Here is a 24,969-nt window from a genome sequence, read left to right on the forward strand (position 1 = left end):
TCTTTTTTTCAAAAAATCTGTTTTTTCTTCACCCTGTTTTTCATTTTTGAAGTACTCTATGTAAAAATATGAAGATGAAAATAGATGATCGAATATATGAGTTGATTTCCGGAAAGTTGGATGATCACCTGTCACCAATGGAGGAAGCCGAGCTTTCAAGTTGGTTGGCAGAAGATGTGGGACATGAGGAAGTGTATGCCGAGATAAAGAAAATACGTGATCAGGTAAAACTTTTACATCGGGATTTTGCTCCTGATACGGAGAATGTATTAAAACGAGTGAAACGGGGAAGAGGAAGGCAAATAGGTTTCCGTTATTGGTGGAAATACGCGGCTCTCTTTATTTTGCCGTTAGGCGTGGCTTTGGTTTTGTGGCAGGGTATGAAGAATGAGTCGGTGGGGGTACATCGTCAATTTAGTGCAGTTTCTCGTCCGGGGGGAGAACGAGCAATATTGAAGTTGTATGATGGAAAAACGGTTATGCTGGATAGTACAATGAAGAGTTCATTGATCGCTCACGAGGCAAATGTCCGGATAGAGATGGATTCTAATCATCTGTTACGTTATTCTTCACACGATTCTATCGGGATGGCTAATGTCAATAAAAATAATGAATTAATTATTCCTAAGGGTGGAGAGTACCAAGTCATGTTAGCCGACGGGACAAAGGTTTGGTTGAATTCGGCATCACGATTAATATATCCTCAATCTTTCATGGGAAAAGAGAGACGGGTCGTGTTATCCGGGGAGGCTTTTTTTGACGTGGCACACGATGCAGAAAGGCCTTTTATCGTGGAAACATCCCGGATGAACGTGAAGGTGTTGGGTACTCGTTTTAACGTGAATGATTACGATGATAATGAGGAGGTTTCGACCACGCTGGTAAATGGTAGCGTGGAAATTGTTTCAGGTGGTCAGCAAGCGTTTCGACTGGTTCCGGGGGAACAGGCTTATGGGAAAGAAAACGAGTTAGAGAAACGGGAAGTCAATGTTCGTCTTTACACGTCTTGGATCGACGGGAAGTTCTTGTTTAATAACACGGAACTGGAAGAGATTGCCAAGCAGATTTCCCGCTGGTATGACGTGGAAATATTTTTTAGTAATGAAAGCGTGAAAAAGGTGCGGTTCACGGGGGCGATCGTGAAGTTTAAGCCTTTGGATGATTTGGTTCGGATGATCGAGAGTACAAGTCAAGTCCGGTTTAGCGTGAAAGGGAAAACAATTGTAATTTCAGAGTAAATTAAAAATACCGGAAAAGTATAGCGACTTCTCCGGCATTTATAAAAGTTAGCAGTCTTGCCCGACATTTGGCGATAGAGGACAAGACTCATTGTAAACCTTTAAAAAACAAATGTATGAAAAAAAATTGTGATTTGGGGCTTTATCCCCCCAGATGGCTAAAAAAAATTCTATTAGTTATGCGAATGACAGGAGTTCTATGTTTGGTGTGCGTGATGCACTTGTCTGCGGCCGTCTATTCTCAAACGGCACGGATTAATTTGAAAATGAAAGATGCGACAATTGAGCAGGTGCTGAATAAGATTTCTGAATCTACACAGTTAGATTTTTTTTACAGTAATTCTAAGATTGACGTGTCGAAACGAGTGAACGTAAACTTTTTGGATGCTACGATTGAACAAGCATTACAAATGATTTTTAAAGGGTATGACGTAAAGTTCGAGATTAATGACAATTTCGTGGTGATACATTACGTGCGGGCCTTAGTTGCTGCTGACACGTTGAAGAAAAAGATCACGGTTACAGGAATCGTGAAGGATGTGGATGGCATGACATTACCGGGAGTGACGATTCAAGTGAAGGGTACAACAATTGGGTTTGTGACAAACGCTGAGGGAAAGTTCGATTTTGATTTACCGAAACAAGAAAATTTGGTGTTAATATTTTCATTTGTAGGTTTCCAAAAGCAAGAAGTTCAAGTAAAGGATAGTAAACCAATGAATATCGTGATGAAAAACGATATGGCAGAGATTGATGAGGTGGTGGTGACGGGAATCTTTAATAAACCGAAAGGAAGTTTTACAGGATCAGTAACGCATATTACGAAGGAAGAGATAATGTCAATGGGTAATCGTAATTTGTTGCAAACATTGAATAATATTGATCCGGCCTTTGTGATACAGGAAAATAATACATATGGTTCTAATCCAAATGTTTTACCGGAGATTCAAATTCGGGGAATTTCTAGTTTGCCAGAGATTACAAATCTTCAAACTCAAGCACGTGCAGAGTTGAATCAACCATTGTTTATCTTGGATGGGTTTGAAGTTTCTTTGGAGAGAGTGATGGACTTGAACCAGTCGGATGTTGAAAGTGTGACAATCTTGAAAGACGCAAGTTCTACTGCTATTTATGGTTCCCGTGGCGCAAATGGTGTAGTGGTGATCACTTCTTCAAAGCCTCGGCAAGGAAAATTACGTGTTACGGCTACAGCCGGAATGAACTTGGAAATACCTGATCTATCCAGTTATAATTTATTGAATGCGAAAGAAAAGTTAGATTTGGAGGTACGTGCAGGACTGTATAATAGTGTGAAACGTAAAGAATTATATCGACAGAATGCGAAATCTATTGCCGAAGGGGTTGATACTTATTGGATTGGGAAACCGGTACGAACGGGTGTCGGTCAAATGTATATGTTGAATTTTGGTGGTGGCGATGAACAATTTCGCTACACGATGAATTTGTCTTATAATTGTGTAGCGGGAGCGATGAAGGGTTCTTTTCGGAATAATTTCAATGGTTCTTTGACGATCAGTTATTTATTAAAAACGATTCGTTTCACAAATACATTTTCTTTAGGATTGAATAATTCTGAAGAAAGTCCGTACGGGGACTTTTATACATATGTTTCCATGAATCCTTATTTTTATCCTTATGATGAGAATGGACAGGTTGTGAAATCATTTATAACATTCGGATCCACGACAGGTACGACTACTCTTGAAAATCCACTATGGGAAGCTTCAATTAATAAGTTTAACAAGGAAAAGTATACGAATATCCGAAATACGTTCCAAATGGAGTGGAATGTGTTGAAAGGTTTGAAATTGGCGACCAGAGTGGGATATTCTAGTCAAACAAATCGATCTGATCAATTTTCTCCGAAATCCAGTAATGATTTTAATAACATACAGGATCCTAATGCCAAGGGAAGTTATACGTGGGGTTATGGAGAGACTCAATCTTGGCAATGGAGTATTACCGGTAATTACGGGAATACCTTTGGATTGCATAGCGTGTTTGTTGGAGTAGACGGTAGTTTGAATGAAACTAGAAGTTTGAATTATATGTTGTGGGTACGTGGATTTGCCAATGATCATTTGACAGATATATCTAATGCGGCAGGATTTGCCACAGAACGTCCGTCTGCAACAGATTCAAAATCTCGCCAAGTCGGACTTACGATAACGGGAAATTACAATTATGATGATCGTTATTTTGCTGATTTCTCCTATCGATTGGATGGGTCATCTTCTTTCGGTTCAAATAATCGTTTCGCTCCATTTTGGTCTGTCGGAGTTGGTTACACGATTAGTAAAGAGAACTTTTTTCAAGAACGATTACCATGGATGAATTTACTTCGTTTGCGTTATTCTTATGGAGTGACGAGTTCTTTACCGGTTAATCCATATCAGGCGTTGACGACGTACGAATACGATCGGGATCAACGTTATAATGGAGATATGGGTGCTTATCTACAAGGGCTTGGTAATGATGATTTACGTTGGCAGGATACTTATCAGCATAATATTGGCTTGGATATATCATTGTTTAACGAGATACTATCTCTGCAAGGGAACTATTATCGCAAGGAAACAAAAAATTATATCTCGTCGTTAGGTTTGACTTATTCTCATGGATTTCCCGAGTATAAGGAGAATGTTGGAACCATTCGGAATGTAGGAGGAGAATTGAATATTTCTGTTAATTTATTACGCACAAATGATATTACATGGTCGGCACGAGGAGGTTTTGCATGGAACAAGAATACAATCGTGAAACTTTCAGATGAGATGAAAAGGCAAAATGAAGAGACCGTGAATAATCAGACCGGGGACTTTATTTATCTGCAATATAAAGAGGGAGAATCGATGAATGCGATTTATACTTTCATCTCCCCGGGGATTGATGTCACGACGGGAGAGGTCCTTTACGTGGATCGCAATGGGAAGGTATCTTCTACGGTGGATATGTTGGCTAAAGTTAAGGTTGGTAATGGAGTTCCGAAGGTAAACGGACGTTTTAGTACTTCGTTTCGTTATAAATCTTTTTCTTTAACAACAGGTTTTGAATTAAGATTGGGAGGACAGAAATTGAATCAGACATTGTTGTCTAAAGTGGAAAATGCTTATGTCGAGAATAACGTTGACAAACGGGTGCTGTCAGAACGCTGGGAAAAGCCCGGAGACATAACCCGTTACAAGGGATTAAATAATAAAGTGAACACGCAAGCAAATAATCGTTTTGTCGCGGATGAATCGACTTTTATTTGGAGAAATATTAATATACAATACGATTTCCCGCGACGGATTTGTAAATATTTAAAAATGGAGCGGTTAAGCTTGTCTGCCAGTATGATGGATTTATTGTATTTGTCCACGATAGAACAAGAACGGGGAACGAATTATCCATATTCTGTAAAACCGTCATTTTCATTATCATGTACATTTTAATTAATACAGGAACATTATGAAGAAAATCAAGAGTTTATTGTTTATGTCCTGCGTGATATTCAGCCTATTCGGTTGCACAGACTGGTTGACAATTCAACCGGAAACTCAAGTGACAAAGGAAGATATGTTTAAAACTCAGGCTGGATTTTATGATGCCCTGACAGGTTCATATATTCTTATGCGGGATAATTATTCCCCGAGCGGACAAATGGTGCTTGGTGGTGTAGAGTATATGGCAAATTTGTGGGAAACAACCGAAGGTTTGGGTGTTGCGTATTATTATGCATCGCATGATTATCGGGTTGAAAGAGTTGAACGAGAGTTAGGAAATATGTTTTTGAAGCAATACGAAATTATTGCGAACTTGAATATTTTAATCAAGTATATTGATAACCAACAGCGAGTGTTGACAGATAAAGAGGAAAAATTGTATAAAGGGGAGGCTTTGGGATTGCGTGCTTTTATCCATTTTGATTTGATTCGTCTGTGGGGACCAATGCCAACTCAAGTAGATGAGAGTTATAAATATTTGCCCTACGAGACTACGGTTCAGTTGGAAAATTATCCGTATTCTAATTATCGGGAGTATATGAATAAACTTTGTGCGGATTTGGATTCGGCAGAACTCTTGTTGAAGCAAGTGGATCCCATTCTGTCTGCCGGTAAGTCTAGCGGGTATCGTCCGAATCGAATGAATTACTATGCCGTGTTAGGTTTACAGGCCCGGGTTCATTTGTGGCTTGGCGAAAAAGATGAAGCATTACGTTATGCGCGAATGGTGAAAGATGCGACTTCTGTGGATGGGAAAAAACTATTTTCTTTGGGGTCGCAAGCTGATCTAAATAGAAATGATAGGGTCTTTTACGCTAGTGAGCAGTTGTTTGGAGTAGCAATTGAAGAATTTGATGACAGTAGGATACCTGATGGTTTTAAACAGTTAACGACCGAGGTGGATGCATTGTATACGATAAAAGATATTCGGCTTTCATTATGGTTTGCTAATAATGGAGGGTATCGTTCTCCTAATAAGTATGATAATATGGCTTCTTCTGATTCACAACAGACGAAAGCTCCGAGTCTTAGTGTCCCGATGATTCGTTTGGCTGAAATGTATTTGATTATAGCGGAATGTGCGGATTTGTCGGAGGCCAATGGGATGTATAAAGAATTTTTAGCATCTCGGGGGTTAGTAACTACGGAATTGACTGAAAGTAACCGAAAAGAAGTGATTCAATTGGAATATCTCAAAGAATTTTATGCTGAAGGGCAAATGTTTTACGTCTACAAGCGTTTGGGAACTGTTACCATGCATTGGGGAACAAAAGAATGTGGAGAGGATGTTTACGTGTTACCATTGCCATTACGAGAGTTGAATACGACTGAAAATTATTAAAAAGAGAAGTTATGATACGTAAATTTATATTCGCTTTATGCATGGGTTTATGTTGTATGGCATGCGAGGAAGCATTACCTGGTTATAATACTTCATGGAAAGGAGTACAATTTGTATTACCTGCCGTTCTTCATCCAGAGGTTTATAGTTATTCTTTTGTGGGAAAAGGGGATATATCGGTGGATACCGTTTGGTTTACGGTACGTCCTCAAGGTATGGTTCCGGAGGAAAATTGTCGTATTAAATTAGAGCAGTATGAGAAACGTGAATGGAAATATATTTATGGGAATGATGGGATAATTGCGGATTCAGTCTTGACGGTTTATCCCCGCCAAGCTGTTCCGGGAGTGCATTATATACCTTTTGATGACGAGCGGATGAAGGAACACTTGATCTTGAAACCGGGGGAACTGAGTACTCAAATTCCCGTGATCATGTTAAGGGATGAATCTTTGCGGGATACCACGTATACACTTTTCTTCCGGATCGTAGATTCGGAGGATCTGATGGCAGGTGATAATGAATATTGTCATATCCAATTGAAAATAGCGGATTGTTTGACGACGCCAGCCGCTTGGGATCGATATTTTTTTGCCGGAGCATGGAGCCGCACGAAGCATGAGTTTATGATAACGATTTCCGGTAAGGAATGGGATGATGAATTTATCTCGACCTTGAGCATTGATGATAAAAATTACTATTTGTTTATTTTCAACCGGGAATTGAAAAAAGAGAATGCCAAACGTGCCGAACAGGGACTACCGCCTCTGAGAGATAATCCTGGTGATCCTGCCACGGAAATCACGTTCCCGACAATAGCACGTTAAATAATAAAGAGAAATGATATGAAACATATATATTATTTGATAATGATTCTTGTGGTAGGGGTTGTGCTTACCGCTTGTTATGATAAAGATAACACGATTCATCGTATTCCGGATTTGGTGATTGAAAATGTTAAGAATGCTTCTGTTCAGACCGGGGAAATTATTGATATCACGCCTGTTTGCACGATGGGAGGGGAAGAGGTTGAGTGTACCTATAATTGGTATCGTTATCATGATACAGTGCCGGAATTAATCTCGCAAGATGCCCGTCTACAATGGCGTGTTGACACGACGGATAACGTGACGTTGGAAGTCGAAGCAACTCATGTTGAGACCGGACTTCAAGCCGTTTTAGCGTTTAGTTATACAATTATTCCTCGAATTAATAATGGTTGGTTAATTCTGAAAGAAACAGCAGATGGGAATACGGATATGGATGTTTCACTGATTCAAAATGGGAAGATCGAGTTTGCTGCAGACCAGTTATCTCTATCTTTGGGCGAGCCAATGGAAGGAAAACCGATTTCTATACTTTATACGGAGAGTTTCAAGTGGTATAATCCGGAAACGGGAAAAACAGAGGCTTCCCAAAAGTGCCTGATTCCTGTGAGTGAGAAAGATATTCTGATGTATCGAGTGAATGATGAAAATATTTTAGTAAAAAAAGAAGATTTATTCTATGAAATGCCGGATTTTGCTTCAGGTTCTATAGAAGCTTTCATGAGCCACTCTTCTTTTTCAGGGTTGATATATAATGGTAAGGCTTATTTGATGAATTCTGGTCTTTCTGCTTTTATGCCGGCTTTAATGGGAGATTATCATCTTGCACCTTATATTGTTTGTTGGGGGTATGGCTATTCCATGTTGGTATATGATGAACAGAGCTGTTCTTTTGCTATTCTTCCGAAATCGAAAAGTTCATCTATTACAATGGAAATCAAATATTTTAAAGATATTTATAGACCTGAGGATGATTTGAAGATTTCTTCGAACCAGCTAGATGCTGATTTAATTTATTTGGGACAAACAGACAAAAAGATTGCAGGAGAGTATAATTGGGGAACAGCGTATGCCTTGATGCGAAAGAAAGGAGATATGGAAAATTTGCGGCTCTATGGATTACACTCCAAAGAGTTTGATGCGGCTGATTATGCTCCTATTCGTTTTGCCCGAACGATTCCGGTATCTCGTTGCAGTGCGTTTGCCAATGCTGATTTTTACACGATGCATCAGACAAGCAATATTATTTATTTTATAAAAGATAACCGACTTTCTTATTACGATATTGACGAGGATAAATTCGTGATGGATATTCATACTTTTGATGGAGAGATTACTTATTGTAAGTATATTGCTAATAATTATGATTATAATAATGCGGAGTGGATGGGAGATTTGTATGATAATCGATTTGATCGGCTTATTGTTGCGACATCCTCGGGCACCGATTATGCAATATATTCTTTTGATTCCTCTGTGGATGGGTTGAAACTTCTTCCGGAGATTATTCGTGGAAAGGGGAAAGTGAGATTTATGTTCTGGTATAGTCCTGCGTGGTCATTATTTAATAGTATTTATAGATATAGTTAATTTGATCGAAATGCCCCTTGTTGGTATATGTGGGGGCATTTTTATTTTTGGCGTAATGAAGGAAATTTTATGGCTATAAACCTCTTATTGATAGACAAGTAAGGTTTTTAGAGTTATAAATATTAATAATTATGAGATTTGGGAAAGAGTTGTTTATTTGGTGCTTCAGTTTCTTATTAGTGTCTTCACTTGCACATGGAAATCCCGTGGACACGGTGGCCTTGAAAATCGGTGATAAATGTCCGAATTTTATTTTTAAAGATTTGGATGGAAAGGAGCGGACATTGCAAGAGCTTGAAGGGAAGTACGTTTTCATTGACGTGTGGGCATCGTGGTGTAATCCCTGTTTACGAGAATATCCACACTTGGAAAAGTTGGAGGAAAAATTTCGGGATAGGAACATCGAGTTTGTCGGAATTTCTTGTGATGGAATGGAATGGAAATGGCGGGGTGCGGCTTTGTCAATGGTTGGTATGCAATGGTGGTTGGCTGGAGACGAATCTTTTATGAAAGTTTTTCGCGTGGGAGGAATTCCTCGTTTTATCCTGTTGGATCGTAAAGGGCGGGTGTTGCGTTTAGAGATGACACGTCCTTCTGATCCTCGAACGGAAACAATGTTACGGCAATTGAAAGGAATAAAAAATGGCCCGTCTGCCCCACGAAAAGCAAAGAAGACGGTTGACTTGCGGGAGACCGCCTTCGAGTTTCAAATGCCGGAGAATGACACCCGGGAAGTCGCGTTGGAAACTTGCGATGGGGGGAGAATGAAATTGGAATTTGATGGTTCAAATAAGGCCGTTTGGAAAATGGCCCTGTCGGAAGGTGAGTACGGACGGCTTTGGGTGGGAGATAAGAAATATACGGTATGGGTGGAACCCGATAAGCCTTGGCAGGCCAAATCCGAATTTAATGAATTGCATTTTGAAGGAGAAGGTGCGGATATTAATAATTATTTGAATAAAAAATTTTATCGAGATATTCAATGGCGGGAATACGAACTGGAGGAAGAATTTTTCCGGATTAGATTGCAAGAGATGGTGGAAGAGCGGGAGAAAGCGTTATCAACAGCTGGTTTAGATGCAAATTTTATAAAGCGGGAGAAAGAGAGTATCGGTTACGAGCGAAATTACCAGTTGGCTTCTTGGATAATTATGGGGCATGGAGGGAAGCAGGTGTCAGAGGAATCTTGGTCAGAATTGAGGCGTGCGTTGACAGAAGAAAAAGAGGCTTGGGGAATTTTTGAATACCCGGAATCCATAAAAAGGACATTATTTGCTTTACATGCTCAAGGAGAGGGGACAGAAGGTGCTTATGCCTTATTGATAAAGGTATTAAAAGAGTCGGAAAAGTATCGGGATAAGCGATTGGTGGAGAATTTGGTGGTGAAAAGTGTTATGGAATACGTGAGAATGTATGGTATGGAAAACACGGAAGAGATGGATCGAATTTTTCGAAAGAGGGTTCATAGGCTGGATTATGTTGCGGAATATCAGCGTGTGTATGATGCAAATAAGGTTTTGTTCAAGGGACAGCCTGCCGTACCGTTTACTTTTAAGGATATAACAGGAAAAGAAGTGAGCTTGTCGGATTTGAAAGGAAAATACGTGTATATTGATGTATGGGCCACGTGGTGCGGGCCGTGTAATGCCGAGATTCCTCATCTGAAAAAGTTGGAAGAGGAATTTGAGGGGCGCAACATCTGTTTTGTCAGTATTTCTTGTGATGATAGTCAGAAAGCGTGGGAAAGATTTGTTCAAGCGAAACAATTGGGAGGAATCCAGTTACACATGGGAGGCGACAAGAGTTTCATGGAGGCTATTCGTTGCAAGGGGATTCCCCGGTTCCTACTGATTGATCAAGATGGTAAATTTTTAAATGCGAATATGCCACGACCTTCTGATGGGAAAACATTGGAAATATTGAATACTTTGCCCGGATTATAGATTAAATGCGTGTGCTTTATGAACCCGGAATTCTTTGCGTGTAGGAATTCCGGGTTTTGTTTGCGCAGGAATTCTTTTTCTTATACTTTTGGATAAAGTCTTATAACACGTTTATGATCACGAAAGAACAGGTTGAAATTTTTGTGGCTCAAGCCCATCGGTACGGGGAGGCTCGGCTGATGCTTTGCAGTAGTGGTAATTTATCTTGGCGAGTGGGAGACAAGATGCTCGTTTCCGGAACAGGTTCGTGGTTACCGGTTTTGACTCCGGAAAAGGTTGCCGTGTGTGATATTATGTCCGGGCAAGTGGAAAACGGGGTACGTCCTTCTATGGAAAGTGTTTTTCATTTAGGTGTATTGCGGGAGCGTCCGGAAGTAAACGTGGTGTTACACTTCCAGTCGGAATATGCTACGGTGGTGGCTTGTATGAAAAATAAGCCGTCAAATTTTAACGTGACGTTGGAAGTTCCTTACCATGTGGGCGAAGTCGCTGTTGTTCCCTATTATCGTCCCGGCTCTCTTGAATTGGCGAATGCCGTGATCGAGGCGATGAAGGATCATGATGCCGTTTTGTTAAGTAATCACGGACAGGTGGTGTGTGGTCGTGATTTTGATGAAGTGCTTGAACGGGCTCTTTTTTTCGAGATGGCTTGTCGGATTATCGTTCAGAGCCGGATGGATTACACGGTACTTTCCCGGAAAGATGTGGAAGATTTATGGGAACATCTTTAGAGAAAGGTCGATGAATTTGTAGTTATAAAGTTTTATTTGCATCTTTGTATTAAGTGATGTTCAAAACGGGAGATGCATAACTTTATGGATACAGGTCGATTCATCGAAAGTGTTAACAAAAAGCGTGAAAGTGCATGGCGGGAAATGTACCGGAAATACTATCCTGCGATGTGTAATTATGCATCGAAAATTGTGAAAGATGATGCTTCTGCCGAAGATATTGTTCAAGATTGTTTTATTAAAATATGGGATTCCGGTACGCAATTTCCTGATGTGCCTTCGCTGGTTGGTTATCTGTACCGGATGGTTTACACGCGGGCGCTTAATTCGGTTCGGAATAAGGGAATTGCACAAGCTTTATATGAAAAATGGGGAGATGCCGTTTTAGACGGGCAAGATGACGAGGTGATTCTGGAACTTGCCGTTGAAGAGGATGTTGTGAATAAATTCTACGAGGCGATAGATAAATTGTCGGAACAGCAACGGCAAGTATTGTTTATGAGCATGGAGGGGGCCAAAGTGAAGGATATTGCGGAGCGACTTGGGATTAGCGAGAATTCCGTGAAAACCCAGAAGAAACGGGCCTATGCGTTTGTTCGCAATGAATTAGGAGAGAGTTTGGCGATGTTGATTTTCATTTTATTCTCGTGAGTGAACGTGATTATTCGATTTTCTTACATAAATTTGTCCATACAATTTGGATGTACTCATGGATGCAGAAGAGGATTTGATTTTAGCTCGTATAAAAAAACGCGACAAAGAGGCGTTTCGATACCTCTATGAGTATTATTTTGCCAAAATGGTTCTGTTTGCCGAGAGTTATTTATATGATGAAGAAGAGGCAAGGGATTTAGTGCAGGATCTATTTTTCCATTTATGGAATCATGCCGGGACATTACAAGTGGCTACTTCCGTGAAAGCTTACTTGTTCACGTCGGTTCGAAATCGTTGTTTGAATGCGATACGGGATCGGAAGATCAGGGATGAGCATAACAATAAATTGATTGAGGCACAGCTTTTCTCCGGAACCGAGGACGTGGTTATTGATGAGGATGTGCATCGACGCCTTCAAGAAGCTTTGGATGCGTTACCCGATAAGTGTCGGGAGATTATTTTATTAAAAGTGGTGGAAGGAAAGAAGAACAAAGAGATTGCCGAACAATTAAATATTGCCGAGACAACAGTGAAAACTCAGGTTCAGCGAGCGTATCGTATGTTGCGTGAGAGGCTGGTTCCCATTTTCCTACTTATTGAATATTTACAACAGGGTTTCTAAAGATTTTTAAAGAAAATCATATTTCTTGTACTCCGTTTTTCAAATGGATGTGTCTTATACGTGAATGATTAATTGAAAGTATCATGACAGATGATAGAAGGCACATAAATTGGGATATGATCGTGAGACATCTCATGGATGTTGCCACGAGTGAGGAGAAGGAAGAGGTCGAGAGATGGCTGGCAGAAGATGAGGGTAACCGGGAATATTACCGTAAGGCAAAACGATATTTTGAAACCTATTACACGGGGGAAGAAACTCGTGTGGTGGATTCCAAGGGAGCGTGGGATGAATTTGTCGTTTATGCGGATAAATCCCGGAAAACACATATCTGGAGAATGATTGTTAAATATGCGGCAATTCTGTTGTTCCCTCTATGTGTGGGACTTGGCTACTGGTTGCTGGGAAATGATACCCCCCAAACGACCTTCGTCTCGGGGGGCATATCCATTGAGCCGGGGACGACAAAGGCCGTGTTGGTCTTTAATTCCGGTCAACAGGTAAAATTAACGGATTCTATTGCCTTTGAACAAGCGATAGAAAAATTTAAACCTAGTGGTCAGGTTGAACAAGCGATAGAATATAACAAAATTATCGTACCTAGAGGTGGTGAGTATAATTTGGTTTTGGCGGATGGTACAAGCGTGATGATAAACTCCGATTCAAAATTAAGTGTTCCGGATCGTTTCGAGGGGAAAGAACGACGTGTTCGTTTGGAGGGAGAGGCATTGTTTCACGTGGCTCAAGATGTGGAACATCCTTTTATTGTTGAAACGGATGGCGGTGATGTCACGGTTTTGGGAACCGTATTTAATGTAAATGCTTATTTGGGTGAAGATTATGTACAAACCACCTTGGTAGAAGGGCGTGTCGCTTTTCAAGGAAAAGGGATGACAGATGCAAGGACAATAGCTCCCGGAGAACAGATTACCTATGATGTCCAGACAAATAGCGTGAACGTGGAAAAAGTGGATACTAGGGTATACACGGCGTGGACCGAAGGAAAGTGGATAATAGAGGGTGAGCGTTTGGATGAGATCATGAAACAATTGGCTCGATGGTATGATGTTACTGTATTTTATCAAAATGCGGAGGCTAAAGACCTTGTGTTCACCGGGGATTTGGAGAAGTATAGTAATTGTAATGTAATCTTGGATATTATATCCATGACTACGAATGTTGAATTTGAACTGAAAGATAGAGTGATTATTGTGAAAATGAAATAAGAAAAACCGGTAGGTGTTGGTACCACCTATCCGGTTGCTGTGTCAATTAAATTTAGTAATCTTTACATTAACAAGACAAATGTATGAAAAAAAAACGAGATGATGGCATCCCTGTTAGGGAGGCGTGTGTAAAAAAATGGTTTCTGGTTATGAGATTAATATGTGTTTTTACGCTGTTTCTATTGCTGAAGGTTTCCGGGAATGGATTCTCCCAAAAGAAGATAAACTTGGATCTGGAGCGAGTGAGTATGTTGGAGATTATTCAGGAATTGAGACAACAAACGGGTTACAAGTTTTTTTTCAATCACAATGAATTGAAGAAAGTGAAAGACGTGTCTGCGAAATTTGTTGATGAAGATTTGGAACGAGTGTTGGATGCGGTTTTGGGCAAGGTGAATTTATCTTATCGGATAGAACAAGGAGTTATTATTATTGTTCCGGGAGAGGTGAAAGAGGGGGAAAAAGAAGTTCGCATTGTGGGGAGCGTGACGGATGAGAAGAAACATCCTCTGCCCGGGGTCACGGTTATCGTGAAAGGTTTAACCTTGGGTACGTCAACAGATGTAAAGGGAAGGTTTTCGTTGACACTGCCTAAGATGCAGAACGTGTCGTTACTTTTCTCATTTATAGGAATGGAAACGCAAGAGGTGCGGTACACCGGGCAGGATTCGATTCACGTGGTTCTGAAAGAGTCTGCGGAACAATTGGAAGAAGTGATCGTGAGAACCGGGTATCAGAATATTGATAAGCGGAAATTGACAAGTGCCGTGCAAACAATTAAAATGGACGATATAAAGGTGTCGGGAGTAAACACGATTGACCAAATGTTGGAAGGACGTATACCCGGTATGATTTTTATGCAGAATTCCGGACAGGTTGGTGCCGCTCCGAAATTAAGAATACGAGGAACTTCGACCGTTTTGGGTAATCGAGAACCGCTATGGGTGTTAGATGGGGTGGTTTTGACCGATCCGGTGAATGTTGACCCTGCCCAGATTAACGATTTAGACTTCGTGAACTTGCTGGGTAATGCGATTTCGGGTTTGAATCCGGATGACATCGAACAGATTGACGTGTTAAAAGATGCTTCTGCAACAGCTCTTTACGGGGCAAAAGCGGGTAATGGCGTTATCGTGATCACGACGAAAAAAGGAAAAGCCGGTCCGCCTAGTGTTACTTATTCTGGAACAGCTTCCTATACGAGAAGACCTCGTTACAGCGACCGGGCTATTTACTTGATGAATTCGAAAGAGCGGGTGGATGTTTCGCGGGAGTTGGTAGAACGGGGAGTTTATTACAATAATGTTGATAGTTGGACCGGATACGAGGCCGCGATACAGGATTATTACAATGGGGCAATCGATTATAAAGAGTTCAATCGTTTGGTTGGATATTACGAAACATTGAACACGGACTGGTTTGATGTTGTTTGTCAGGATGTGTTTTCACATAACCACACGTTGAGCTTGTCGGGAGGTTCGGCCAATATCCGTTATTATGCCTCTCTCGGAATGAGCGATGAGAAAGGTGCGATAAAGGGTGAGAGCAATAGACGGTATTCGACAACATTAAATTTATCAGCGAATTACGAGCGTTTTGCCGCACGGTTCCAACTTCAAGGGAATGTATCGAAGCGTGATTACAATCCCTCGGAATTAGGTGTGTTGGACTACGCCTATAATATGAACCGTGCCATTCCGGCTTTTAATCCCGATGGATCTCGTTACCTCTATCAACGAGCATCAAGTGGTTCGATGCCGATGTATGCTTTCAACGTGTTGAACGAAATGGATAATTCCGGGGATGAAACCAACGGAAGTGCAATTAATATGCAGGCGCATGTTAGTTACAATGTCATAGATGATTTGAAATTGGAAGGAACATTGTCTTACGGTGTAAGTAACACAAATCAAGAGATTTATTTTACGGAAGATACCTATTACGTGCATCAGTTGCGTGCCGAACAGACCGTGCAGAATGATATGTGTCCCATTGGTGGAGAATTACGGAAGAGTGAGGTACGCAATACTAATTGGATGGCACGTGTGCAAGCGAATTACGCCAAGAATGTGGGAGGAGAAGGTAAGCATAATGTGAGTGGTTCTGCCGGATTGGAATTGAATTCTCAAAGATACGATGGTTTTAATATTACACGACGGGGGTATCATCGAGATCGGGGTAAATTGTTTTCTTCTATTCCCACGACTTACACGAAATATCACAGTCAATTTATGATTTCCCCAAATGCTTTAGGTGTTATCACGGAAAATTTAACGAATTCCGTGGCATGGTATGCGATGGCCGGGTACGATTATGACAATCGCTATATGCTGAATTTACATATTAGGGGAGAAGCTTCCAACTTATTCGGATCACGGGCGAATGATCGCATGATGCCGATTTGGGCTTTGTCCGGTCGTTGGAATGTAAAGCGGGATATTTTGGAATCTGTTGATTGGGTGGATGATTTGGCATTAAGGGGATCTTTTGGTTATCAGGGGAATATGCTGAGCAACCAGACTCCTAATATGATTATCACGCAAGGAGTTGATTACACCGGGAAATATGGTGAATTTAATTCGAAAGTTGCTCATTACCCGAATCCGGACTTAAGGTGGGAAAAGACGGCATCCACGAATGTGACTTTGGATTTCTCGTTTTTAAAGAATAAGATTAACGGCTCGTTTTCTTGGTATTATAAAAAGACTCGGGATGCATTTCTGACAAAGACTATTTCTGAAATTAACGGTATCAAACAATATGTGGTGAATAGCGGAACGCTTGTAAACAAAGGTATCGAGGTGAGTTTAAATTTCACCCCGATCAACCGTGTCGGTCTTGATGGAGGAAAGAGAGGATTTGTTTGGCGAATTGATCCCCAGTTGGGACAAGTGTTGAACGAATTGGTGAACAGTGCGATAAATAACCGGAATAATGTCTTGCGGGATGAGATTGAGTATGACGATATGTTGACTGGGGACGTGGAGATTGCTGGGGAACCTTTGAATACGTTCTATTCATACCGTTTTAAAGGATTAAGCTCTGTGGACGGTTCCCCCATTTTTTACGGAGCAGAGGATGAATTGCAAGAGGAGTTGTCTAAAAAATACAACGGAATGGAACGAGAAGATGTCTTTTTAGAAGTGATGGAAAGATCGGGACGGCGTGAACCTTATCTTCAAGGAGGAATCTCGAACTATTTAGGGTATCGTAATTTTAGTTTATCGTTTAATTTGACTTATAGCTTGGGTAATAAAATCCGGTTACTGAAATTGTGTACTGAATACGGAACAACCAATCCTAACCCGCATAGTAACCTAAGACGGGAATTTGTGAATCGTTGGAGAAAACCGGGTGATGAGGAACATACCAATATTCCCGGGTTGAATACCGTTGCAGGAACTCACTCCAACCCGTGGTGGACTAGTGGAACGAATATGACACATCGAATCGCGAATAATATTTACGAGATGTATGACAATTCGGATATTCGGGTGGTGAGTGGAAATTATCTGCGGTTGTCTTCCCTCTCTTTCCGCTACAATGTTGATGAGCGATTCTGTAAGAAGTTAGGTCTCAAGTCGGCTTATATCAACCTGACCGGAACGAACCTGTTTACCATTGCCCATAAAAAGTTACGGGGACAAGATCCTACTCAGTCAGGATCGTCACCGAATGTCAATCTTTCGGTACGTCCTACTTACTCATGTAATCTTAGTATCACTTTCTAAAATTTGAGCGATGAAAAAAAGAGTTTTAATCTATATTTTAAGTGTATTCACCCTTGGTTGTGTTTCTTGCGGTGATTTTTTGGATGAGTATTCGCAGAATCAACGTTACGCCGAGACTGCACAGGATTTGGACGAGTTACTTAGAGGGGAGTGTTTTATGGCATTTCAGAGTAGTTATTATGTAGGTAACCAGGAGACGATGAGTTACAGTAGCGGGCTTTCGATGAATTATCCTTGGTTACACGTGATGGATGATGATGCGGAAGAATTTGTATCCGGGGGATTACCTTACACGGATAGTTACCCGCGTAACGTGCTGGGTTCTTTTTATCATTGGGGAGCCGACCCGTTTTTGACATTAGAGAACACTCAGTACAAGGATAATGATTGGGAAAAATTTTACAAAAATATAGGTGTGTTGAACTCAATCATTTATATGGCAGATGATTTCCGTTCGAAAGAGAAGGATATTGAATTATTAAACAGGGTGGAAGGAGAAGCACGTTTTCTCCGGGCCGGTTACTACTTTTTGTTGGTGAATATTTATGGCATGCCTTATTGCAAGGCTACGGCGTCAAAGGATGCCGGAGTCCCATTGAAAATTGCAGAGCATGTGGAAGATAAATATTTTAGCCGTAGTTCGGTAGAGTCTGTGTATTCGCTGATTATTGCGGATCTTCAACGGGCTGCCGTTTGTTTGAAAGGAATCACACCTTCTTCAACATTGCGAGTAGGAGAAACTGCCGCTAATGCATTACTGTCAAGAGTTTATTTGTACATGGAAAACTACGAGGCTTGTATTGCGGCAGCCAATGAGGCTATGGGCGGAGCTTATTCGGTGATGGATTTGAATAATTGGACAAGCGGGCAAAATGTGGTCTCTTGGACATCGCCCGAAACAATCTTCACTCAAGGAGGAAATTCAATGATCCTGACTTTCTTGAGCTATACATCAGGTTGGAGTGGTTCGACCCCAGTTAATCAAGCATTTTCATTTCAAGCGTCAGAAGATTTGTTGGAATGTTATGCTGCAGGGGATTTGCGTAGAACAGCATTCTTTAAGAGTTCTTTACATGCAGCGATACCCGATAAATATAAGACTTGGGTAGACTACAGTGATACGGATGAGGTCGGTATGGATTTTCTGATTCGTTTGCCTGAGGTGATTTTAAATAAGGCGGAGGCGTTGGCGATGTTAAATCGGGATGGGGAAGCGAAAACCGAGTTGGAAAAACTTCTTTCTAAACGATTTGCTGTTGCACCGTCGGTGACAGAAACGGGGGAGGCATTGATTGATTTTATCCGTGATGAACGCCGCCGGGAACTTTGTTTCGAGGGGCATCGCTGGTTTGACCTGCGCCGTTATGCTGTAAATAGCATTCGTCCTCTTCCGGAGAATTTCCGTATTCGTCATCAGAATAATGATTACGAGGCGAATTCAATGACTTGGTATGAAAACGGTTACTATGAATTAAATGCTTACACTCAGGATCATGCCGCTTGGATAGTGCCAATTCCAAATTATGCAATTGAATTTAACAGGGGAGAACTTCAGAATGAGATTCGTCCGAATAGAGAACTTATAAGAAATTGAGTATGAAAAAGAATAATTTCCTTTATATATTATTTTTGTCCGTCTTGTTCACGGCTTGTGATAAGGAAGATCATTTGACACCGTCGAATGTTGGTCGAGATTGGTTCACGATAGAGGATTCAAATGATCCGGTAGATCATGCGATTTATCAATTTTACACGGAGACAGGTATTCCCGTGTTTTATAATGATACGATTGGAGAAGAAACCCGTGTTGATCATTGGGGAAATTCTTATACACATTATGAAATCTTGCAATTTGGAAGTTCTTCTCTTGGAGGAACAGAAACACCAAATCCTTTCAGCTCTTATGAGTTGTGTCCGAAAGAGGACGTTGTCGACGGATTAGAATTTTTACGTGAGGAGATCGTGCCTGTTTTACCTGAGAGCATCAAGATTACTAGTTTCTTGTTGCTGAAATCTTTGACTCCTTGGAACCCGGCGGTGGTAAGTAATGAGGCTTTTAAAGGATTGAATACGGTGCTTATTTCCCGTGTTTCAGAGTTAAAGGATATGAGCGATGCGGAACGTCTGAATATGAAGGGTGCCATTTTTAATGCCGTTCTTGCCACGCCTGTTTCCGGTTATACGGAAGAGTTGGCTGCATTTTATCAGGCAACCCGCAGTTGTTACACGGAGAATTTATACGGTTGTGCTGGTTGGTATTTTTACAATAGGTATGGATTCTCTGACCCGAGAGCCGTTGGCTTCTTGAAGGATCCGAATCCTAGTGATTATGGTAGTATGCCCACAGAGGTTCAAGATGTAGGTATGTATATCAAGGCGATGTTTATTTACACGCCGGAAGAATTTGAAGCGTTGTATGGGGCGTTTAGTGTCGTGATGACGAAATATGAAATTATGAAAACGGTATTGCGGGATATCGGGGTTTCTATATAGGTTATTAATTTATTTATAGAATATTACTACCCTATGGAAGAGAGTTTTACACTCTCCCATAGAGGGACGTATCGCCTTATTGGTAGGAAATGAATGTTTTGTATTGTATAATTTAGAAAGAACTGAAATGAAAAAATTGTTATTGATTTATGTCGGGATTTTTTGTTCTGTGCTGGCTTTCGGACAGACAAATTTCCAGAAATTGACATTAGATGAGGCTTGTACGAAAGCAAAAGCGGAGAAAAAGCTGGTTTTCGTGGATCTTTATACCTCTTGGTGTGCCCCGTGTAAGATGATGGCGGACAAGGTGTTCCCAGATGTAAAGTTAGGAGCGTTTATGAACGAGCGTTTCGTGTGTGTGAAATATGACACGGGAGCTGATAAGGATGGCTCGGAATTGGCGAAGATGTTTAATGTTCAGGCCTATCCCACGTTTTTGATCTTGAACGTGGATAAGGGATTGGAAAACCAGATTGTTGGGGCAACCCTTGAACCATCGGATTTCATGAACCAAGTCGAGGCGGCGCTGAAAGCTTCGCTTGCCAGTTTGGGACAGCAATACGAGAACGGGAATAGAGACGTTTCGTTCCTTACCGATTATTTAAAAGCGTTGTTAACGGCCTCCATGAACGAGAAAGCTAAGGAAGTGTGTCTCTCTCTTTTCAAAGTATTGCCTGATACAGAAAAATCAAATCGGGAGTATTGGTTTATTTTTAAAGATCAGGCTTTATCTCCGGTGGGTTCTCCTTTCATGGATTTCTTGTTTTCCCATTTTGAACAATTTACCCGGAGCATGGGAGAAGAAAAAGTGTTGAACCGGATCGCTGAAGCCTTCGAGATTAAACTACGTGACATGATCCGTGGACGTGAGCCTATGGATGATTTGGATAAGGTTGCCAAACAGATGGCCCCGCATCATTTTAATTCACGGGAGCGTATGGATACGTATGTCGCTTTGGGGAAAGCTTTGCGTGAGGCCAGAAAGGATAATAGCGAAAAAGGGGTGGAGAAATTACTGGAATTATGCGAGAATGAATTTCCCAAGATTGACGGGGAACATCTGGTGTATTTTTATTTTCCCGTGACAATTTACATTGCCAATGTTGGGACGGAGGCGCAGTACAAACGGGTATGTAAACTTCACGAGTACGTGTATGAACATACCGAGCATAATCCTTTGAAGATAGGCTTGGGAAATATGCTTTCTGGGACGAAGAAAAACAAGTAAGATTAATTTTATAAAAAGAAGGAAATGAAAAAATTATTATCGGTGTTTGTGGGACTATTATGCTCCGTCGCTGTTTTTGCTCAAACAGATTTTCAAGAGTTGTCTTTAGAGGAAGCTTGCAAGAAGGCAAAAACGGAAAATAAACCTATATTCTTGGATTGTTATACCTCTTGGTGTGGCCCGTGTAAAATGATGGCAAATGAGGTCTTCACGCTGAAAGAGGCCGGTGATTATTTTAATAAGAACTTTGTCTGTGTGAAAACGGACATGGAAAAAGGAGGCGGACCGGCTATTGGTAAGCAATACGGTGTTGATGCGTATCCGACCTTTTTGATTATCAATGCGGATGGTAAGTTAATGCATAAAGTGGTTGGAGCGATGCCTCTTGAAAAGTTAATAGAGAGTGTAGAGATCGGCTTAAAAGCCAGTAGTCTTGCTGAATACGAGGCATTATACCAAGCCGGGAAACTGGATTTGACAGAACAAATGGCGTACTGGAAATTACTTTCTGTTTCAGGTGATGTTGTCAAGGCTCAAAGTGTAGGTGATAATCTTTGGGGAAAGCTTACGGAGAAAGATAAATTGAGTGCCGCTTATTGGCCTTTGTTACAATCAAGAGCGACCTCTTTGGAGAGTGAGGAACTGAAATTTGTTTGTGCCAACCGGGGGCATTTTGAAAAGGAGATAGGAAAAGAAGAGGTTGGAGATTTGATTTATAATTCTTTTATGTCGGAATTAAACTTGATGATCGTGTACCAATTGCCCGCAAAGAAATATGATAAGATTCCGGGTATTCGAGATTTACTTGAGAATAACGACGTACCTCGTAAGGATGCACTTTTTAAAATGATAGACTTGGCGGAAGCCCGGGGAAAATATGATGCAACCGGCTTTATGGATGCTCTTGATACAAATTTGGATGTATTGAATGACTCCGAAAAAAGTTGGGTATTTGAAGGTGCAAATCTGTTTATTTCGATGTTCAAAGATAAAGCACAACTGAAGAGACTGGGAGAGATCGCTATTCGTGAAAAAGAATTGATCAGAGACGAGGTCGCTAAAAGCAAGGTTACTAAAATAGCTTTTAACTTTAGACGTGCGGGCAATGATGGGGTATATTGGGAGGATTTGAAGACATTAAGAGAGGTTCTGGCACAAGCTGAAGTGGAAGACAAGTATGTATTTTTGGATTGTCACAACAATGGGCAGACCACAAAGGCGATTGATGATCAACTCTTTACGCAGAAAGAAGTAGAGGATTTACTGAATAAATTTTTTATAAATTACAGGGTGAATCTTGAGGAAGGAGAAGGGGCCAAGGTTATCAGAAGATACGGTATAAATATTCCTAATGTAATGCTTGTGCTTGATAAGGAAGGGAATGTTCGACACATGATATCTAATGTCATGAATGGTAATTTTATCGAACGCGTACAGGAGACTTTCGATGATAATAAAGCTTTTGGTGTTCTTGAGGCTAGGTACGTTAGTGGAGATCGCTCTCCGGAGTTTATGGTCCAATATTTAACGGCATTGAGTAAGGTGGCTAATAGTTCTAAGATGGCCCTTGTTGCCGTAGAGTTATTTGCCTCGTTAAATGACGAACAGAGAACCTCTCCTGAATTTTGGATGTTGTATAATCCTCAATTTTCTGGGATAAGTTCTGAAATGAAGAATTATTTATTTTCTCATCTTCAAGAATTCAGAGAGAAAATAGGTACAGAAAAGGTGGATCAAACTGTTGTCAATCAAATCTATTCTGATCTTTCCTGCGTTCTTTATACTCAGGGATCAAGATATACTGTTGATGATATTAATAATATCATACAATTTATTAAACGTCATGATATACAGGATTCGCAGCAATTACTCTGTATTGCAAATATTACCAAGCTATTTAAGAGTAAGGTTCATAGTGTTAAGGATTATAAGAAAGCATGCAAAGGGTTGAAACCGGAAAATATTCCGTTTGCTGATTTATATGCGAATATTCTTGCCGTGGAGCCGGAAAGAACGGATGAGTGGAACGCATGGGGAAAAGAGATTGTAGAGTCTCTGACAGATCCCGGATATATACAATGGTATAAGCAATTCCTTCAACTCTAAAGAATGTGTGTAGTTGTATGTCAAGTGGATTTTATCGGGAGTTCTATAAATAATTTTGTATTATAACGTGATCACTACCTGATGACAACCGTAAGTAACATTCTCGTTAAACTATTAATATATTTTATGAACCTTATTATATATAAGGTTCATATAAGGTTTCTATAAGGTATCTATAAGGTTCATGACGGTAGTGTTCAGGTAGTGATCATGTTATAATTATCTTTTCGGGATAGAATCGGCAATAACTTATGACTTATTATAGAATCAATTACGATTGATCCGGGTAAAAAATTGAAATTCCCATCCTCGAGAGTCTTTGTAAAGGGCAAACGGGATGGGAATAAATATTTATTTATTTTTTTCAAAAATATTTGTCACCCGTTTTTTGGGGTCATGTGTTCTATTTATGAAAGACACATGAAAAAAATGAAAAGATGGAGTCAAATATATGAATGGTCCAAAAGAGTCAGGACTTATTTGGAGGAAGATTTTTCCTCTTCGTCTCTTGATGAGGAAAATATTATCGTTCGCCGTGTTACGGAACGATTGTCTGATCCGGATTATCTGCGGGGGAAAGGACTGGAACAAGGGCGTTTCGATGCGGAGGCGGCTTTTAGGAAATTACGACGGAGAAATTCACGTCGGGTTATGATTCGAGTGGGAAGCGTTGCCGCTGTTTTGGTATTGATCGTGGGGATCGTTGTTTTATATAAGGGAAATCTTTCTCAGAAGAAGAACGTACCGGACTTGACACTAGGAGTAATTTCGGCTCTTCAACCGGGAACAAACAAGGCGATTTTGCATTTGGCGGATGGTCGGGAGCTTGTTTTGAATGATGCTTTGCGGGCGAAAATCGAGACAAAAGAGGGCGTGGTGGAAGTGGATTCGATGGGGGTAGTTTATGGAATAAAAGTGGATTCCGTGGCAACGGAAAAGGTGCAGGAATATCACGTTATGACGATACCACGCGGGGGTGAATTTCATTTGACTTTGGCCGATGGAACTCAAGTGTGGCTGAATTCAGAGACGGAATTACGTTTCCCGGTTCATTTTGCGGGGGGAGAGCGAAAAGTGTATCTGAAAGGGGAGGCTTATTTTGACGTGACCGAGGATGCCGCTCATCCTTTCGTGGTGGAGACTTCGATGGGTGATATAAAAGTGTTGGGAACAGCGTTTAATGTTTCGGTTTATGATGAGCGAACGATGGCGGCGACGCTGGAAAAGGGGAGTATTTGTTATTTGAAAGATTCTCGAAAGGGGGTGCTGATCAAGCCGGGAGAACAGTTGGTTTGTACGGAAGGTTCCGATTTACCCGTGGTTCGAAAGGTGAATACCCGGTTGTACACGGCTTGGAAAGATAATCTGTTCTGTTTCGAGGAACAGTATTTGGATCAGATCATGTTGACGTTGGCCCGTTGGTACGATTTTCAGGTGAAGTTTGAATCCGAGGAATTGAAAAAACTGGAATTATCGGGAACATTGGATAAATATTCGGATATACAGCCTTTATTGCGGTTGTTTGAATTGGGTACGGATGTAAAATTTGTAATTCAAAATAAAGTTATTTATGTGCGAAAAGTAAAATAAAAGGATTCGATTCGCCAGCGACCAAACTATAGAATCAAATCCTTTGTATTTAGAGTTTATAAACCCTTTAAACTGAAACAAAGTTATGAAAAATCTCTGGAATAACCTCGAAAAACGGGAAAAATGACGCTAAATGACTTAA

General features: G+C 40.7%; 16 protein-coding genes. All 16 read left to right on the plus strand.

Features of this window, described 5'->3' with window-relative positions; genetic code table 11:
• The first annotated feature begins 74 nt into the window (after nucleotides 1-74).
• The 16 genes from QVC79_RS11665 to QVC79_RS11740 all read left to right on the plus strand — a co-directional run bounded on the left by QVC79_RS11665 (nucleotide 75) and on the right by QVC79_RS11740 (nucleotide 24,827).
• Nucleotides 75-1,238 (plus strand): FecR domain-containing protein, encoded by a 1,164-nt coding sequence (locus QVC79_RS11665; protein ID WP_270594483.1) that lies wholly within the window; start codon nucleotides 75-77, stop codon nucleotides 1,236-1,238.
• A gap of 116 nt (nucleotides 1,239-1,354) precedes the next feature.
• The gene (locus QVC79_RS11670; RefSeq protein WP_270594482.1) at nucleotides 1,355-4,693 is read left to right on the plus strand and encodes a SusC/RagA family TonB-linked outer membrane protein; all 3,339 of its coding nucleotides are present in this window, start codon (nucleotides 1,355-1,357) and stop codon (nucleotides 4,691-4,693) included.
• Between the two features lie 16 nt (nucleotides 4,694-4,709).
• Nucleotides 4,710-6,086, plus strand: coding sequence for a RagB/SusD family nutrient uptake outer membrane protein (locus tag QVC79_RS11675; protein ID WP_270594481.1), 1,377 nt, complete (start codon nucleotides 4,710-4,712; stop codon nucleotides 6,084-6,086).
• 11 nt (nucleotides 6,087-6,097) lie between these two features.
• Entirely contained in the window at nucleotides 6,098-6,913 is an 816-nt protein-coding gene (locus QVC79_RS11680; RefSeq protein WP_270594480.1) for a DUF4843 domain-containing protein, read from the plus strand.
• A gap of 18 nt (nucleotides 6,914-6,931) precedes the next feature.
• Nucleotides 6,932-8,503 (plus strand): PKD-like family lipoprotein, encoded by a 1,572-nt coding sequence (locus tag QVC79_RS11685; protein WP_270594479.1) that lies wholly within the window; start codon nucleotides 6,932-6,934, stop codon nucleotides 8,501-8,503.
• Nucleotides 8,504-8,634: 131 nt separating this feature from the next.
• Nucleotides 8,635-10,446, plus strand: coding sequence for a TlpA family protein disulfide reductase (locus tag QVC79_RS11690; RefSeq protein ID WP_270594477.1), 1,812 nt, complete (start codon nucleotides 8,635-8,637; stop codon nucleotides 10,444-10,446).
• Nucleotides 10,447-10,559: 113 nt separating this feature from the next.
• Entirely contained in the window at nucleotides 10,560-11,177 is a 618-nt protein-coding gene (locus tag QVC79_RS11695; RefSeq protein ID WP_270594475.1) for a class II aldolase/adducin family protein, read from the plus strand.
• A gap of 84 nt (nucleotides 11,178-11,261) precedes the next feature.
• Complete coding sequence (locus tag QVC79_RS11700) at nucleotides 11,262-11,828, plus strand: RNA polymerase sigma-70 factor (RefSeq protein ID WP_270594474.1); 567 nt, start codon at nucleotides 11,262-11,264, stop codon at nucleotides 11,826-11,828.
• Nucleotides 11,829-11,886: 58 nt separating this feature from the next.
• Nucleotides 11,887-12,453, plus strand: coding sequence for an RNA polymerase sigma-70 factor (locus QVC79_RS11705; protein WP_270594473.1), 567 nt, complete (start codon nucleotides 11,887-11,889; stop codon nucleotides 12,451-12,453).
• 83 nt (nucleotides 12,454-12,536) lie between these two features.
• Complete coding sequence (locus QVC79_RS11710; RefSeq protein WP_270594472.1) at nucleotides 12,537-13,679, plus strand: FecR family protein; 1,143 nt, start codon at nucleotides 12,537-12,539, stop codon at nucleotides 13,677-13,679.
• A 149-nt stretch (nucleotides 13,680-13,828) separates the two neighbouring features.
• A complete protein-coding gene (locus tag QVC79_RS11715) occupies nucleotides 13,829-17,410 on the plus strand; it encodes a SusC/RagA family TonB-linked outer membrane protein (protein WP_333562709.1) in 3,582 nt (1,193 codons plus the stop codon).
• A 10-nt stretch (nucleotides 17,411-17,420) separates the two neighbouring features.
• Nucleotides 17,421-19,004 (plus strand): RagB/SusD family nutrient uptake outer membrane protein, encoded by a 1,584-nt coding sequence (locus QVC79_RS11720; protein ID WP_270594469.1) that lies wholly within the window; start codon nucleotides 17,421-17,423, stop codon nucleotides 19,002-19,004.
• Between the two features lie 2 nt (nucleotides 19,005-19,006).
• Nucleotides 19,007-19,903, plus strand: a complete 897-nt coding sequence (locus QVC79_RS11725; RefSeq protein ID WP_270594466.1) for a hypothetical protein — start codon at nucleotides 19,007-19,009, stop codon at nucleotides 19,901-19,903.
• A 127-nt stretch (nucleotides 19,904-20,030) separates the two neighbouring features.
• Complete coding sequence (locus tag QVC79_RS11730) at nucleotides 20,031-21,131, plus strand: thioredoxin family protein (protein WP_270594464.1); 1,101 nt, start codon at nucleotides 20,031-20,033, stop codon at nucleotides 21,129-21,131.
• Between the two features lie 24 nt (nucleotides 21,132-21,155).
• Nucleotides 21,156-23,237: a thioredoxin family protein gene (locus tag QVC79_RS11735; RefSeq protein ID WP_270594463.1), complete on the plus strand. Its 2,082-nt coding sequence runs from the start codon at nucleotides 21,156-21,158 to the stop codon at nucleotides 23,235-23,237.
• A 429-nt stretch (nucleotides 23,238-23,666) separates the two neighbouring features.
• On the plus strand, nucleotides 23,667-24,827 hold the full coding sequence (locus QVC79_RS11740) for a FecR family protein (protein WP_270594462.1): 1,161 nt from the start codon (nucleotides 23,667-23,669) through the stop codon (nucleotides 24,825-24,827).
• Nucleotides 24,828-24,969 lie beyond the last annotated feature (142 nt).

The sequence above is a fragment of the Butyricimonas sp. genome (genome assembly GCF_019423355.1).
Lineage (GTDB): Bacteria > Bacteroidota > Bacteroidia > Bacteroidales > Marinifilaceae > Butyricimonas > Butyricimonas faecihominis.

What these genes read in the sequence shown, in the direction of transcription:
- QVC79_RS11665 (WP_270594483.1), top strand. Translation starts at nt 75, where the DNA reads ATGAAAATAGATGATCGAATATATGAGTTGATTTCCGGAAAGTTGGAT.
- QVC79_RS11670 (WP_270594482.1), top strand. Translation starts at nt 1,355, where the DNA reads ATGAAAAAAAATTGTGATTTGGGGCTTTATCCCCCCAGATGGCTAAAA.
- QVC79_RS11675 (WP_270594481.1), top strand. Translation starts at nt 4,710, where the DNA reads ATGAAGAAAATCAAGAGTTTATTGTTTATGTCCTGCGTGATATTCAGC.
- QVC79_RS11680 (WP_270594480.1), top strand. Translation starts at nt 6,098, where the DNA reads ATGATACGTAAATTTATATTCGCTTTATGCATGGGTTTATGTTGTATG.
- QVC79_RS11685 (WP_270594479.1), top strand. Translation starts at nt 6,932, where the DNA reads ATGAAACATATATATTATTTGATAATGATTCTTGTGGTAGGGGTTGTG.
- QVC79_RS11690 (WP_270594477.1), top strand. Translation starts at nt 8,635, where the DNA reads ATGAGATTTGGGAAAGAGTTGTTTATTTGGTGCTTCAGTTTCTTATTA.
- QVC79_RS11695 (WP_270594475.1), top strand. Translation starts at nt 10,560, where the DNA reads ATGATCACGAAAGAACAGGTTGAAATTTTTGTGGCTCAAGCCCATCGG.
- QVC79_RS11700 (WP_270594474.1), top strand. Translation starts at nt 11,262, where the DNA reads ATGGATACAGGTCGATTCATCGAAAGTGTTAACAAAAAGCGTGAAAGT.
- QVC79_RS11705 (WP_270594473.1), top strand. Translation starts at nt 11,887, where the DNA reads ATGGATGCAGAAGAGGATTTGATTTTAGCTCGTATAAAAAAACGCGAC.
- QVC79_RS11710 (WP_270594472.1), top strand. Translation starts at nt 12,537, where the DNA reads ATGACAGATGATAGAAGGCACATAAATTGGGATATGATCGTGAGACAT.
- QVC79_RS11715 (WP_333562709.1), top strand. Translation starts at nt 13,829, where the DNA reads ATGAGATTAATATGTGTTTTTACGCTGTTTCTATTGCTGAAGGTTTCC.
- QVC79_RS11720 (WP_270594469.1), top strand. Translation starts at nt 17,421, where the DNA reads ATGAAAAAAAGAGTTTTAATCTATATTTTAAGTGTATTCACCCTTGGT.
- QVC79_RS11725 (WP_270594466.1), top strand. Translation starts at nt 19,007, where the DNA reads ATGAAAAAGAATAATTTCCTTTATATATTATTTTTGTCCGTCTTGTTC.
- QVC79_RS11730 (WP_270594464.1), top strand. Translation starts at nt 20,031, where the DNA reads ATGAAAAAATTGTTATTGATTTATGTCGGGATTTTTTGTTCTGTGCTG.
- QVC79_RS11735 (WP_270594463.1), top strand. Translation starts at nt 21,156, where the DNA reads ATGAAAAAATTATTATCGGTGTTTGTGGGACTATTATGCTCCGTCGCT.
- QVC79_RS11740 (WP_270594462.1), top strand. Translation starts at nt 23,667, where the DNA reads ATGAAAAGATGGAGTCAAATATATGAATGGTCCAAAAGAGTCAGGACT.